Source organism: Dorea sp., from assembly GCF_977044405.1.
This window is the reverse complement of sequence record NZ_CDRRQK010000020.1, coordinates 26,129-40,463: the sequence shown is the minus strand read 5'-3', so window position 1 is coordinate 40,463 and position 14,335 is coordinate 26,129. Positions and strand designations below refer to the sequence as shown.

The window sequence follows — 14,335 nt, the reverse complement described above, 5'->3', positions numbered from 1 at the left end:
CTGTCCCGGCCAGGATCTGTTCTTAGAAAAACACCCCTTTTACAAATATCTCAATACCGATACCAATCAGGATCACTCCACCTAAAATATCTGCTTTTCCTGCCAGCTTCGTTCCCAGTGTCTTTCCAAGATATAAGCCTGTCTCACATATAATAAACGTAACCACTGCCACGATCAATGAACAGACAACTGCCATGATCAGACCATACTCCGCAATGGTAAATCCTACGGATAATGCATCAATCGATGTTGCGATTCCCTGCATCATCAGCACTGCAAAACTAAGCTTCTTAACTTCATCGTCTTCTTCTCCGCCTGTAATGGATTCTTTGATCATACTTCCACCGATATATAGCAATAATACCAATGCAATCCACGGTATGAACTTCTGAAACTGTCCAAAGATCTGTACAATTGTGTGTACACAGACCCATCCTACCATTGGCATCAGAAACTGAAAAAAACCATACACACCGGCAATATATGCCATCCTCGATTTCTTCATGTGTTTTTCATTCATTCCATTTGCAAGAGATACTGAAAATGCATCCATTGCAAGTCCTACTCCCAGCAGGGCGCTGTTCACAAAAAACAAAAAATTCCAATTCATTTTTTTCTTCCTCCAACATTTGATACACCCGTAGAATGTCTTCTACAGAGTTTTGTATATTTTCATTTATACATTCCAATGATGACTTCCGGTGTTCACATGTCTTCATATTCCTTGTAGCCCCGGAGAACGGCTGCTTTTATGAATGCATAACAATAAAAATCCCCGGACATAACTGTATGCCATATCCGGGGTAATACTTCATATAAATAAAGAGAGTCCACGTATAAACTTTACAGTTATACATGAGTCTCGCAAATTAAAACAAGCCAGATCTTAAAGATCAGTATGTTGACTTGTTGCGATATACGCCTGCTACTCCCTCATCCATCATTTTTCTGTCTAAAAGAAGATAGCATAATTAATAATTTTTGTCAATAACGATTCTGGTTGCATTTCTTTTTCCACATCTGTTATCATATTTTCCAGACATACTCTATTACTGACATTCTAAGGAGCACGCTATGTACCACTACTATATGTTCAACAAACCTTTTGGCTGTGTCACCGCCCGCCGCGATGACCGATATCCGACGGTTATGGATTATTTTAAAGAATTGGATAATGAAAACCTTTCCCCGGTCGGACGCCTGGACCGCGAGACCACCGGTCTTCTTCTGATTACCGATGACGGGGTCTTCAACCAGCAGCTTACCCATCCGTCTTACCACAAAGAAAAAACTTATGAATTTACCCTGCTCGGTGATCTGACTCCAGAGCTTGTAGAAAAACTGGAATACGGCATTATGTTAAAAGGTGCCTCCGAACCAACTGCACCTGCAAAGATCCAGGTAACCGGGCACGCAGTTATGTCGGATATCCTGTCCACACTCCCGGAGGAAATTCAAAAAGATATCCACAAAAACAGACCGGAACACCCTGTTACGTATGGGATAATTACTATCTGCGAAGGAAAAAAACGCCAGATCCGGCGTATGATGAAGTCAGTACATTGCTGTGTGATTGAATTAAAACGTATTTCGATTGGAAATATTGTGCTTGACGAATCGCTCGCTCCGGGTGACTGGATAGAATTCCATATCTGATAAGAACCTGCCCGTTACTATCCTGTACGGGCAGGTTCTTTGTACTCTCTTAGTTCGAAGAGCTATCTGAACTTGATGAGCTATCTGAACTTGATGAGCTATCTGAACTTGATGAGCTGTCTGAACTTGACGAGCTGCTTGAGCTTGATGAGCTGCTTGACTCAACCTGGATGCACTGATTAGCCAGCCATTCTTTTACCAGATTGTTCAGTGCAATCTCCTGAAGATCTGACTTGGAAGCTGCTTTTTTCAGTGCTTTTACACTGTCATATCCATAATCGTCAGCCATCTTCTTAAGTTCTGTCTTATAAGTATCATCATCTAACTTAATATTCTCTTTATCCGCAATTGCTTCTGTTGCAAGTGTCTGTTTTACACTGTTCTTTGCTACTTTTGTAACCTGTTTTTCAAATTTCTCAACGGTTGTTCCCATCTGCTGGGAAATCAGGTCATCGTAGCTCATACCATAAGCTTCTGCTACTGATTTGTACTGGGAGATCAGGGAATCTTCAATCTTCTGTACTTTTTTCTTTGGATATTTCTTCACAGTTGTATTTTCAAGGACTTTTTCCCATGCTGCCTGCTGTAAAGAATCGTTATAGGTCTTCTCATTATCCTCTTCGAGAGACTTCTTCACTTCTTCTTTGTACTCTTTTACAGTCTTGGATGTCTTTGATACTTTCTTTACAAACTTGTTCGTAAGTTTTGGTGTTGTCTTTTTGGAAATGGATTTTACAGTGATCGTAAATGTTACATCTTTTCCTGCATAATCTGAACTTCCATAATTGTCCGGGAATTTTCCATTCCAGTCAAAGGTATCTCCAATGTTATGTCCGATGATGCTGTCTTCAAATCCATCAATAAATGAATTCGATCCGATCTCCAGCGGATAATCTGTAGAAGATCCTCCGTCGAATTCTTCGCCGTTCATCTTTCCTACAAAGTCAATCGTTGCAGTATCACCCTTCTTAACTGCACGGTCTGTTACTTCTTCTGTTGTTGCATTTTCTTCCAGTGTTGACTGAATCTGTGTGTTCACGTCATCATCTGTTACTTCACCTGGCTTGTCTACTTTGTCAACCTCTACTCCTTTGTAAACTGTAATCTTCACGTTATCTGTTTCAAGGCCTTTTGTTGACTGGCAGCCAATCATCATAAGAGAGACTGCCATAACACCTGTTAATAACATTGCCACTTGCTTTTTCATATTGCACCTCATTTTATACTTTGTTCTGATTTTTATCCGGGCACTCTGATCCCAGAGCTATTATCACCCATAATTCCGGTATACTTTTACGCATACCCCTATGTTATATCACATTTAAAAAAACTTTCATAGCATTTTCACATATATTTCACTCTTTTCTCACAGTTTAAGATTCTTCAAATACTCTCTAAAATCTTCCACAACCGTCCTTTCTCTTACATCCGGATCCACAGATTTTAAAATTCACCTTGTTTTTCTCCCTTTATGTACCACAATTTTCCCCTATACTTCTTGCACTCCTACCGAAACAATGTTAAAATATTAGTTATGGAAATAAAGAACATAGGAGGTTCATTGTGAAGACATTTACAATTGTATTATTAGTAATCCTCGTAATCTTAATCATTGCATGTGTTGCATTATATTTCCTTGGTAAAAAAGCAGAGACAAAGCAGGCAGAACAGCAGGCTCAGCTGGAAGCAGTTGCACAGACAGTTTCCATCCTGGTCATTGACAAGGGTCGTATGAAGTTAAAAGACGCCGGCTTACCGGACATTGTTATTCAGAACACACCGAAATATCTTCGCCGTTCTAAAGTGCCGGTAGTAAAAGCTAAGGTTGGACCAAAGATTATGACTCTGATGTGTGACGCACAGGTTTATCCTTTGATTCCTGTTAAAAAGGAAGTCAAGGCTACAATCAGTGGTATCTACATCACAGCTGTCAGAGGTGTAAGAGGTCCGCTTGAAGTTCCTGAAAAGAAAAAAGGATTTTTCGCAAGATTAAGAAATAAGTAAGACCCAAAACTAAGATTACTTAAAGACCCAAAAGCCAACATGCAGAGAACTTGCCACTGGAAACTTCTCTTGCATACTATGGTATAAAAAACAGCATTGGAACTTATCGTTCCAGTGCTGTTATTTTTATGTCTATATTGCAGTCTGCAATCGGATCTCCATTGACATCCAGCGCATAATTGATATGTACGGTGATCTTCTCTTCCTTTTCTTCCATCTGGATATCTTTCGTAAATACCCCGATCATCATCTCGCCATACGGTGTCTCATACTGTGTCATATTGATCTTATCTTTTTCAAATACCATGTGGGTATTCGTGATACCACTTTTGATGATCTCCAGTTTCTGATTGTCTGTGATGCGCACTTTATTCTTGATCTTTCCCGGAATTCCTTCCACGAGCTCGTCATAAATCACATAATGCTTACCATTCTTTTTATAATAGCTGGCCGGCGAGATTACTTCGATCGGCTCACTTCCAGGTTCATCCCCCTGGGCTTCAATACCGGTCACATCCTGATGCAGACCTGATATGCTTAATAATACGTCTTTTGTCATATATTCTCCTAATAATCTTCAATGTCAATTGCCTGGGTCTTATCTACATCATACGGCAGAATCGAATTGGCAAATTTTTTGAATTTTTCTGCCGCATCACTGACATAAAAGTCATATGTTGCCGGTTCTCCCGATGTATTGACAAGGTCCTGTTCTTCTAATATCTTCTTCAAATCTATCGCTGTCTCATAAGCCGGATTCACAATATGTACCTTATCACCAAAATACGCCATGATTCTGGATCTTAACAACGGATAATGTGTACATCCAAGGATCATTGTATCAATATCTGTCTCCTTCATTCCAGACAAATAGATATCAATAACCTCTTCTGTAATCTTATGCTTTGCAAACCCCTCTTCCACCAGTGGTACAAAAAGCGGACAAGGTTTTCCGACTACTTCTGCGTTCGGAAGAAGCTTCTTGATCTCTTTTGTATATGTCTCACTTTTGATTGTTGCTTCAGTTCCGACCACACCGATATGACCGTTTCTGGTCTCTCTTACCGCTGCTCTTGCCCCCGGTACGATAACTCCGATAATTGGAATATCGAATTCTGCCTGTACTGTCTCCAGCGCCAGTGCTGTAGCTGTATTACATGCAATCACGATTGCTTTTACATTCTTCGTCTTTAAGAAACGGATGATCTGTCTGGAAAAACGTATGATATTATTCTTCGACTTACTTCCGTATGGAACTCTTGCTGTATCCCCAAAATATACTACATTTTCATTCGGCAGCTGTCGCATGATTTCTCTTGCAACGGTTAATCCTCCGACTCCTGAATCGAATACGCCGATTGCTGCCGTGTTCCTGTCTTTATTTTCCACAATAATGAATCTCCTTTAATTATTTATCCACCATATTTTATTATTGTACCGTCTTGGACTTGCATTTTCAAGGGAAATCTCTCGACAACACCTGTCTTCCCCTACATTTTCCCACAGAGAAATTATTAAAAGCGTCGATCGTGTGATAATCATACAGAAAATCTGCCATTGTCAGCTTCTCTTGCATGCTTTAGTACCAAAAAAGCTACCCGCTAAAACAGCGGATAGCTTTTATATCATTCATTCCTAATTAGAGTGCCAGTTCCTTAGCAATCTCATACTGATAAGCAGGAATTCCCTTTGTCATTCCAAGAGCTTCATCAATATCAAAGTCTACATACTCACCATGTTTGTATCCAACTACACGGTTTGTCTTACCTTCAAGAAGCAGATCAACAGCTTTTGCTCCCATGATAGAAGCGTATACTCTGTCTTTACATGTCGGGCTTCCACCACGCTGCATGTGTCCAAGAATTGTTGCTCTTGTCTCCATACCTGTAGCTTCTTCGATTCTCTTAGCCATGTTCATAGAATCTCCAACACCCTCTGCATTGATGATGATGTAGTTCTTCTTACCACGTTTTCTTGATTCCTGAATGTCTGCGATGATCTTTTCTTCATCGTAATCATGCTCTTCCGGCATCAGGATCTTCTCAGCACCGTTGGCGATACCGCACCACAGAGCAAGGTATCCTGCATCTCTACCCATAACCTCGATGATAGAGCATCTTTCATGAGATGTAGATGTATCACGTACTTTATCAATTGCTTCCATAGCGGTGTTAACAGCTGTATCAAATCCGATTGTATATTCCGTACAGGCAATATCCAGATCGATTGTTCCCGGAAGTCCGATTGTGTTAATTCCAAAGTTAGCAAGCTTCTGAGCTCCGGCAAATGATCCGTCTCCTCCGATGACTACCAGACCATCAATACCGTATTTCTTGCAGATAGCTGCTGCTTTCTGCTGACCTTCTTCTGTACGCATCTCTGCACAACGGGCAGTCTGGAGAATTGTACCTCCGCGCTGGATTGTATCAGATACGTCTCTGGCTGACAGATCGATAATTTCCTCGTTCAAAAGTCCCTGATATCCTCTTCTGATTCCTCTTACTTTCAGTCCCTTTCCAATTGCTGTACGAACAACGGCACGGATTGCTGCGTTCATTCCAGGAGCATCTCCACCACTTGTCAATACACCTATTGTACGAATTATTTTTTTGTCTGCCATGATTCATTCCTCCATTGTATTAGTTTGTTCCCAATTATCTTCTAACCATTATCATTTCTCTCCGATGATATTGTACATGAATTAGTGCACGCTTTCAATGGGTTTTTCTATAACTTTTACACAACTTTCGCCAAGATAATTCGTCAATCTGCTCAACAAGAGCTGATCTGCGGTCACATTCCACCCTTTTGAAAGGCGTTTTACTGCTTTTTCTTTCCTGCAATAGATGATAACTTCATCCATTCCTTCGGAAACTTTCAAAATATCCTGAAGCATCCCTTCCTGCGCAAGATACGTTGCTTTATCCGGATATTGAAGCCATAATTCCTTTTTCGTCTGATCAAATGGTATCACAGATTCACAGATTAATTTGCTTGGTGCATCATCTTCTTCGGATACACGTCCCTTGATAAATACCTTGGCTTCCTCATTCAAATACATCTGGTTCTTCTCAAAATCTCTCGGGAAGATCACCACTTCTACCGATCCCACCAGATCCTCCAGTGTAATAAATGCCATCACTTTATTTGTCTTCGTGTATTTGATTGTCTTATTCGTGATCATTCCACCAACAATCTCTTTTGCTCCGTCATGTACTTTTGTCCGTCCGGTATCGTCATCCAGTTGGAAATCCAGAGTCGTTCTGGAAATGTTCTTTTTCCATTTTTCTTCATAATCTTCCAGCGGATGTCCACTTAAGTAGACCCCCAGCACTTCTTTTTCAAATGCAAGCTTCGTTTCTTTTTCGTATTCACCCACATTTGGAAGCGGTATGTCAAACTCCGCCTTCTGGTCATCTCCTACGATGTCAAATAACGACAGCTGTCCCGTCATAGAATACTTCCGTTCACGGTTCACCTGATCGAGGATCTGCACATAGACAACCATGAACTGCTTTCTCGTTCCACCAAGGCTGTCAAATGCACCGGATTTTATAAAGCTTTCAATCGTCCTTTTATTGACTTCTTTCCCTGATAATCTCTCAATAAAGTCCTTAAGATTACTGAATTCTCCGCCGGCCTTTCTTTCCCTGATGATCGATTCGATCACCGGTTTTCCGATACTTTTTATCGCTGCCAGTCCGTAGCGGATATTTCCACCATCTACAGAGAAGCTTCCTTCTCCTTTGTTGATATCTGGAGGCAGGATCTTGATTCCCATCTGACGGCAGCTGTAAATGTATTCTGATACTTTTCCCGGATTATCAATCACGGATGTCATAAGCGCTGCCATGAATTCTACCGGATAATAATATTTTAACCAGGCTGTCTGATATGATACCACCGCATATGCTGCTGCATGTGACTTGTTAAATGCATATTTGGCAAAGTCGATCATTTCATCATAAATTTTATTGGCCGTCTTTTCATCGATTCCATTTGCAATACATCCCGGAACGCCTTCTTCCGGATTGCCATACACGAAGTTCTGGCGTTCTTTTTGCATGACGTCGCCTTTTTTCTTGGACATCGCTCTTCGCAAAAGATCGCTTCGCCCAAGTGTGTATCCCGCCAAATCACGCACAATCTGCATAACCTGTTCCTGATATACGATACAGCCGTATGTCGGTGCCAGGATCGGCTCCAGCTGCGGACAGTCGTATGTAATACTTTCCGGATTATTCTTGCCCTTGATGTACTGTGGGATAAAGTCCATCGGTCCCGGACGGTACAGGGAGATACCCGCAATAATATCCTCCAGATTCTGTGGCTTTAATTCCTTCATGAAGTTCTTCATACCGGCACTTTCAAGCTGGAACACTCCGTCTGTCTTACCGGTTCCGATAGAAGCCAGCACTGCTTTATCATCATAATCGATTTTATTAATATCTATTGTCTTGCCACTGCTGATACTTGCCAGACGCTCTGCATCCTGGATGACAGTTAAGGTACGAAGTCCCAGAAAGTCCATCTTCAAAAGTCCGAGTTCTTCCAGCGTCGTCATCGTAAACTGCGTCGTCACCGAACCGTCCGAACCAAGAGACAGCGGTACGAATTCCTCGATCGCACGCTGACCGATCACGACTCCTGCCGCATGCATCGAAGTATGTCTTGGAAGGCCTTCCAGTCTTCTTGACATGTCGATAAGCTCTTTGACCTGTTCATCTTCTTCGTATAATTTCTTGAATTCCGGATTCATCTTAAGTGCCTTATCAAGCGTAATATTAAGCTCTGTCGGCACCATCTTGGCAATACTGTCAACGAATGCATACGGAAGGTCCATTACACGCCCTACGTCACGGATAACACCTCTTGCCGCCATCGTACCAAATGTTACGATCTGCACCACCCGGTCTGCACCGTACTTTCTTCCAACATAATCGATAACTTCCTGTCTTCGTTCAAAGCAAAAATCCACGTCAATATCGGGCATGGATACTCGCTCCGGATTCAGGAAACGCTCGAACAGAAGCTGATACTTGATCGGATCGATACTGGTGATTCCAAGGCAGTAGGATACGATACTTCCCGCCGCAGAACCACGTCCCGGACCGACCTTGATTCCCTGCGTTCTTGCATAATTGATAAAATCCCATACGATCAGGAAATAATCCACATATCCCATCGACTTAATAACGGACAGCTCATATTCCAGACGCTCTCTAAGCGATGGATCCCCGTCCGGATATCTTTCATCCAGACCATCAAAACACAACTTATTCAGATATTCCCATGACGTATATCCTTCCGGTACGTCGTATTTCGGCAGTTTTGTCACACCGAATTCTATCTCTACGTTACACCTGTCGGCAATCTTCTGCGTATTCTCCAGCGCCTGCAGGGCATATGGGAAGAGCTTTTTCATCTCTTCTTCTGATTTGATATAATACTGGCCGCCCTCATAGCGCATACGGTCTTCATCAGCCAGTTTCTTCCCTGTCTGGATACATAACAGGATGTCATGCGGTTTCACGTCATCTGCATACGTATAATGTACGTCGTTCGTCGCAACCAGCTCAATCCCGGTCTCCTGCGCCATACGAAGCAATGACTGATTCACGATCTGCTGTTCCTGCATGCCATGATCCTGTAACTCCAGGAAGAAATTCCCTTTTCCGAAAATGTCCTGGTAGCGCAGCGCCGCTGCTTTTCCTTCTTCGTACATACCACGCAGGATATTCTTCTGTACTTCACCAGCCAGACATGCACTCAGTGCAATGATCCCTTCGTGGAACTCTTCCAAAACCTCCAGGTCTACCCTTGGTTTATAATAATATCCTTCGGTAAATCCTCTGGATACGATCTTCATCAGATTGTGATAGCCCTGGTCATTTTCTGCCAGCAGTACCAGATGATAGTAACGGTCATCTCCGCTTCCTACCGCCTCTTTGTCGAATCTTGATCCCGGTGCTACATATACCTCACAGCCGAGAATCGGCTTGATGCCTGCTGCCCTCGCTGCCCGGTAAAAGTCAATCACACCATACATGACACCGTGATCTGTGATCGCCACACTGTTCATCCCCAGTTCTTTGACCCTGGCTACGCATTCTTTTATTTTATTTGAACCATCCAACAGACTATATTCTGTATGGACATGGAGATGTGCAAAGCTCATCTGGTTCCTCCTTTTTTCTATATCTTACAACCAGCTGTTCCCCGGATATTTTTCTCCCGTTTTATTTATTTTCTTCAAATACATAACGGTTCAAAAAAGGTGCTCCCTTTTTGGGGAACACCCTGGTATCCGTATAAAACCGCCATCTGCAGTTTTTCTGGTTACTTATTCTTCCTGTCTGTTCTGACTTCTTGTTCTTAAACAGATCCGTTAAACATGAATTTTACAAGTTTATCGATATCCTGTGGCTCGTGAGCAACGATCTCTAACTCTGGAATCTCTCCGCCAGAGAAGATGTTAGCCATAGATACATACTGAGATAATTTTGACTTTAAGTTCAGTCTGTCTCCTTCACCTGTTACGAGTTCTACTTTTCCTTCGCATGAATCAACAACTTTGAAAAATCCTTCGATATCTGTAATATTCTGTACTTTCATTTCCCAATTCTCCTTTACTGATTGCCTTTAGCTTTCACGCCTCTATTATAACCTATTTCTTTCGCATTTCAATATTCTTTTCAGAAATTTTTATACGACCTTCTTTTAAAAGTCTTCCGACTGCACGTTTGAATGCATTTTTACTGAGTCCGAATTCCTGCTTGATCAGTTCCGGATCTGCTTTGTCGGTAAATGGAAGCTTTCCACCATATTCTTCCATACGCTTCATGATCATGGCCGCATCCGCATCCATCTGAAGAAATGCTTTCTCTCTGACACTTAAGTCAATCTTTCCGTCTTCTCTTACTTTCAGCACTCTTGCAGACACCCGGTCACCGACTTTTAATTTGCCATAAGCTTCTCTTTTCGGAATCAGTGCACTGTAGCAGTTATCTACGGCAACGAATACACCGAAGTTGTCACTTGTCTCATAGATAATTCCTTCTACCTGGTCATCCTTTTTATATGGTGAATCTGTACGGAGCTTATCATATACTTTCATCGTTGCACACAGTCTTCCGGACTTGTCCACATACAGGGCAACCAGTACTTCGTCACCTTTTTTTACTTTTGCCGTCTGCTCTTTGAACGGAAGCAGAAGGTCCTTTTCCAGTCCCCAGTCGAGGAACGCACCAATTCTTCCGGTATCTGCTACTTTCAGTACCGCAAGCTCCCCAAGTGTGATTTTGGGCTCCTGGGTTGTTGCGATCAGACGGTCTGAAGAATCTTTATATAAGAATACTTCTACCGGATCTCCGATCTCGACGTCTTTTGGTACCTGTTTTTTCGGAAGCAGAACCTTGTCATCTTTATTTCCAAGATAGACACCGAATTCTACTTCTTTTACGATCATTAATCTTCTTTTCTTTCCTAAATATTCTGCTAATCCCATATTGTTCCTCTCTGTTTCCTTATCTTCTATATATGTACTGTTTATACAGCCTTTTTTCATTACTGTTCACCCATCCGCGAAACATTTATCATTTCACCTTGTAAGAAAATGCTGCGGATGCAAGCGGTCTTCCTGTTACCCGGCAAATTTGAATTCTATCACCGCATATGGCTTTTTATTTTCATCACATAATTCTATCACCGTGCGGTCTTCTTCTGCCGCAATTTCCGGGTAAATGATATCTCCATACACTGCGGACTTTTTATACTCCACACGCATCTGATGTACGTCTTTATCATTCGGCAGTACTTCAAGTGCCATCTGTACATACTGGCAGTTGTTGACATGCTCGTTGGTATCTATATGGTATCTGCGTACCGGGAAGCTTTCCAGTGCTTCTGTCTTTTCCGGGAGGGTGATTTTTCTGGATTCATACTCCATCTCATACGGATCTCCGACACCATATGGTGCAATCTCTGATTCTTCCGGTCTTACCGGACGTCCCTTTTCCACATTCATATAGACCCACAGGGAATTCGCATACGCAACGTCCTGTCCTTTTTCATCCGTCATACAGAAGTTACGTTCACCGAATAATCCGTTAAAATCCGTTGCCCATGTACTGGTCTTTATCTTCTCTCCAATCTCCGGATAGCGTTCTGTCACAACCTGCCAGGAGGACAGTATCCATGCTCTTTTTTTCTCCCCACAGTGTTCAATTCCAAGCCCCAGATCTTCCGACTGGAAGGTGCTGCAGTCCTGAAAATAGTTCACAATTCCCGGAAGCGTGATTCTTCTGGTGTGATCCACTTCACTGAATCTGATTCTTCCATCTACTGTATATTGATTGTCTCTCATTGTATGTCTGACTCCTTTGTATGTTCTTTTCCGAAAAAGAACCATTCTATCTTGAACTTTGAAGTGGCTGTTACCATCTCATATTCTTCCGCGCTCAGTGCTTCTTTTAATTCTTTCTTTCCTTCATCGTCCACCACTGCACAGGTTGCATTGGTAAAGCAAAGACTTGGATAAAGCACACACCACCAGTTATGCCCGTTGCCTTTTCCTAGTATCAGGCGCAGTGCCTCATAATTGCCTTCCGGGAAACATACATCCCCGTACCATTTTTCCGGGAAATAACAGGTGGTCACTTCTGCTTTTGCCCGGTAGGAGACACCTTCTTTTTTGAGGACACGGTTGGCAGTCTGTTCCAGTTCATCCTTATGAGCTGTCACCCATAATTTTGTTGCTTTTACACCTTTTTGATCCTGACTTTCTTTTGCTTTCATGTAATCCAGCACACTGTCACGGACCTTTAATTTGATATTCTGATCCTTCTCACTGTCACTTTCGGCGATCACGTGAAAACGGAACACCTCTTTTGCCAGTGCCTGCTGTGTATCATCCATCTGCGCACGGACAACTTCCATACGACGCTCCATGATCACAGTGGTCAGCACTAACGATAACAGACATGCCACGATCAGGCAAATCTTTTTCTGGTTTTTCCGGCTTATTTCATACAATATTTCTGGCTCCTTCCTGTATCGTATCTTTGATATAGAAAGTCTTAACATTCAGCCGGATATTTATACATATATGCTTTTATTAACTCTGTTTTGTCCGGATTACATCAATAACGGTTGTTACCTGGTTATCAATATGCTTGCACATGATATCTGTTGCTGCTTTTTTCTCGCCTTTGCTGATATGCTCAATGATTGCCGCATGCTCTGCGATCAGCTGTGGATGCGCTTCCTCACGTTTCAGATATTCTACACGGTAGCGGTACATCTGCTCACGGAGATTATTCAGAAGCTGGATCAGTTTCTGGTTATCTGTCGCCATATAGATAATGTCATGGAAGCGGACATCTGCTTCTGCGATCTCGGTAATGTCCTTGCTCTTTAAGATCTTCTTAAAGTCTTCCGCTGCCTTTTTCATCTCTTCGATCTCTTCTTCTGTGATCTTCTCACATGCAAGCTGTACTGCAAGTTCTTCCAGTGCTTTTCTGACTTCCAGAACGTCGCGCATATTCTTTTCTGTAATCTCTGCTACCTCTGCTCCTTTTCTCGGGATCATAAGTACCAGCCCTTCCAGCTCAAGCTTACGGATGGCTTCACGGATCGGAGTACGGCTTACTCCCAGTTTGTTCGCAAGCTGGATCTCCATCAGTCTCTCACCTGGTTTTAATTCTCCTCGTAAAATTGCCTGTCTTAAAGTATTGAACACTACATCTCTAAGCGGCAGATATTCATTCATATTCACTTTGAAATTTGGTTCCATGCTTATTTCCTCCTTGCATTGTGTATGCCGGTTACATACACCTGCTTTGCTAATCGTTTTTCTCTTATCTTTGCTGCTGCTTTTCTTGCTTTTTCTTTGCTGTCATACAGTCCGAATACGGTCGGGCCGCTTCCGCTCATCATCGCATTCAAAGCCCCCTGTTCTTTCATGACATCTTTGATTTTCTCGATCACCGGATATTCTTCAATTGTAACTTTTTCCAGTACATTTCCCATACTGGATGCTACTTTTTTCAGATCCTGTTCCTTCAGTCCTTCCAGAATTCCATCGATATCCGGATGGTTCTCTATCTCGTGAGAATCCAGTTTCTCGTATACCAGTTTTGTGGATACGCTGATCGGTGGTTTTGCGATCAGGACATGGCACTTCGGACAGGTCGGAAGCGGGGTAAGAATCTCTCCGATTCCTTCTGCCAGAACCGTTCCACGCATGATACAATACGGTACATCCGCTCCCAGTGTCACACCACGTTTCATCAGTTCTTCCTGCGACAGACCAAGTGAGAACATCCGGTTTATTCCAAATAATACAGCTGCAGCATTCGAACTGCCTCCTGCCATTCCCGCTGCTACCGGTATGTGTTTATCTAACGTAATCTTCACCCCTTCTTTCACATGAAATTCTTTCATCAGAAGGTCCGCTGCCTGATATGCAAGATTGTTCTCATTCACCGGCAGATAAAAAAGATTCGTCGACAACTCTATACCCGGCTTTTTTGTCTTTTCTATCCTGATCTGGTCATAGAGATACACGGTCTGCATGACCATTCGCACATCATGATATCCGTTCTCTCTCCTCCCAAGAACATCCAGACCCAGATTTATCTTTCCAAGTGCCTTCAACTCCATTTTATCCATCTTA

General features: G+C 42.4%; 14 protein-coding genes. 2 read left to right on the top strand and 12 right to left on the bottom strand.

The annotated features are described in order from the left end of the window. Positions 1–22 precede the first annotated feature (22 nt). On the bottom strand, positions 23–610 hold the full coding sequence (locus tag ACWJAF_RS09940) for a manganese efflux pump MntP (protein WP_296031517.1): 588 nt from the start codon (positions 608–610) through the stop codon (positions 23–25). A gap of 464 nt (positions 611–1,074) precedes the next feature. On the opposite strand from ACWJAF_RS09940, the gene ACWJAF_RS09935 reads away from it, so the two are divergent. Next, positions 1,075–1,656, top strand: a complete 582-nt coding sequence (locus ACWJAF_RS09935) for a pseudouridine synthase (RefSeq protein WP_448863598.1) — start codon at positions 1,075–1,077, stop codon at positions 1,654–1,656. Positions 1,657–1,705: 49 nt separating this feature from the next. Here ACWJAF_RS09935 and tig read toward each other — a convergent pair whose 3' ends face one another. Next, on the bottom strand, positions 1,706–2,863 hold the full coding sequence (gene tig, locus ACWJAF_RS09930) for a trigger factor (protein WP_448863596.1): 1,158 nt from the start codon (positions 2,861–2,863) through the stop codon (positions 1,706–1,708). Between the two features lie 356 nt (positions 2,864–3,219). On the opposite strand from tig, the gene ACWJAF_RS09925 reads away from it, so the two are divergent. Next, entirely contained in the window at positions 3,220–3,660 is a 441-nt protein-coding gene (locus tag ACWJAF_RS09925; RefSeq protein ID WP_296031511.1) for a hypothetical protein, read from the top strand. A gap of 103 nt (positions 3,661–3,763) precedes the next feature. Here ACWJAF_RS09925 and ACWJAF_RS09920 read toward each other — a convergent pair whose 3' ends face one another. The 10 genes from ACWJAF_RS09920 to ispE form a co-directional block, all read right to left on the bottom strand. Further along, positions 3,764–4,219 carry a DUF1934 domain-containing protein gene (locus ACWJAF_RS09920; protein WP_296031509.1) on the bottom strand — a complete coding sequence of 152 codons (456 nt, stop codon included), beginning with the start codon at positions 4,217–4,219 and terminating at the stop codon, positions 3,764–3,766. Between the two features lie 8 nt (positions 4,220–4,227). After that, positions 4,228–5,049 carry a glutamate racemase gene (gene murI, locus ACWJAF_RS09915; protein WP_296031508.1) on the bottom strand — a complete coding sequence of 274 codons (822 nt, stop codon included), beginning with the start codon at positions 5,047–5,049 and terminating at the stop codon, positions 4,228–4,230. Positions 5,050–5,299: 250 nt separating this feature from the next. Then, a complete protein-coding gene (gene pfkA, locus ACWJAF_RS09910) occupies positions 5,300–6,280 on the bottom strand; it encodes a 6-phosphofructokinase (RefSeq protein WP_296031506.1) in 981 nt (326 codons plus the stop codon). 81 nt (positions 6,281–6,361) lie between these two features. Then, positions 6,362–9,838 carry a DNA polymerase III subunit alpha gene (locus tag ACWJAF_RS09905; RefSeq protein ID WP_448863593.1) on the bottom strand — a complete coding sequence of 1,159 codons (3,477 nt, stop codon included), beginning with the start codon at positions 9,836–9,838 and terminating at the stop codon, positions 6,362–6,364. A 197-nt stretch (positions 9,839–10,035) separates the two neighbouring features. Further along, positions 10,036–10,275, bottom strand: a complete 240-nt coding sequence (locus tag ACWJAF_RS09900) for a polya polymerase (RefSeq protein ID WP_296031500.1) — start codon at positions 10,273–10,275, stop codon at positions 10,036–10,038. Between the two features lie 52 nt (positions 10,276–10,327). Further along, complete coding sequence (locus tag ACWJAF_RS09895) at positions 10,328–11,167, bottom strand: CvfB family protein (RefSeq protein ID WP_296092170.1); 840 nt, start codon at positions 11,165–11,167, stop codon at positions 10,328–10,330. Positions 11,168–11,302: 135 nt separating this feature from the next. Beyond that, positions 11,303–12,025 (bottom strand): acyl-[acyl-carrier-protein] thioesterase, encoded by a 723-nt coding sequence (locus tag ACWJAF_RS09890; protein WP_296031494.1) that lies wholly within the window; start codon positions 12,023–12,025, stop codon positions 11,303–11,305. Further along, positions 12,022–12,693 (bottom strand): stage II sporulation protein R, encoded by a 672-nt coding sequence (gene spoIIR / locus ACWJAF_RS09885; RefSeq protein WP_448863590.1) that lies wholly within the window; start codon positions 12,691–12,693, stop codon positions 12,022–12,024. The genes ACWJAF_RS09890 and spoIIR overlap by 4 nt, the downstream gene beginning before the upstream one ends. An 82-nt stretch (positions 12,694–12,775) precedes the next feature. Continuing rightward, positions 12,776–13,453, bottom strand: coding sequence for a GntR family transcriptional regulator (locus ACWJAF_RS09880; RefSeq protein WP_296031490.1), 678 nt, complete (start codon positions 13,451–13,453; stop codon positions 12,776–12,778). A gap of 2 nt (positions 13,454–13,455) precedes the next feature. After that, entirely contained in the window at positions 13,456–14,331 is an 876-nt protein-coding gene (ispE, locus tag ACWJAF_RS09875; RefSeq protein WP_296031488.1) for a 4-(cytidine 5'-diphospho)-2-C-methyl-D-erythritol kinase, read from the bottom strand. Positions 14,332–14,335: the final 4 nt, after the last annotated feature.

Coding starts and splice junctions, on each gene's coding strand:
- ACWJAF_RS09940 (WP_296031517.1), bottom strand. CDS start 610: ATGAATTGGAATTTTTTGTTTTTTGTGAACAGCGCCCTGCTGGGAGTA.
- ACWJAF_RS09935 (WP_448863598.1), top strand. CDS start 1,075: ATGTACCACTACTATATGTTCAACAAACCTTTTGGCTGTGTCACCGCC.
- tig (WP_448863596.1), bottom strand. CDS start 2,863: ATGAAAAAGCAAGTGGCAATGTTATTAACAGGTGTTATGGCAGTCTCT.
- ACWJAF_RS09920 (WP_296031509.1), bottom strand. CDS start 4,219: ATGACAAAAGACGTATTATTAAGCATATCAGGTCTGCATCAGGATGTG.
- pfkA (WP_296031506.1), bottom strand. CDS start 6,280: ATGGCAGACAAAAAAATAATTCGTACAATAGGTGTATTGACAAGTGGT.
- ACWJAF_RS09905 (WP_448863593.1), bottom strand. CDS start 9,838: ATGAGCTTTGCACATCTCCATGTCCATACAGAATATAGTCTGTTGGAT.
- ACWJAF_RS09900 (WP_296031500.1), bottom strand. CDS start 10,275: ATGAAAGTACAGAATATTACAGATATCGAAGGATTTTTCAAAGTTGTT.
- ACWJAF_RS09895 (WP_296092170.1), bottom strand. CDS start 11,167: ATGGGATTAGCAGAATATTTAGGAAAGAAAAGAAGATTAATGATCGTA.
- ACWJAF_RS09890 (WP_296031494.1), bottom strand. CDS start 12,025: ATGAGAGACAATCAATATACAGTAGATGGAAGAATCAGATTCAGTGAA.
- ACWJAF_RS09880 (WP_296031490.1), bottom strand. CDS start 13,453: ATGGAACCAAATTTCAAAGTGAATATGAATGAATATCTGCCGCTTAGA.
- ispE (WP_296031488.1), bottom strand. CDS start 14,331: ATGGATAAAATGGAGTTGAAGGCACTTGGAAAGATAAATCTGGGTCTG.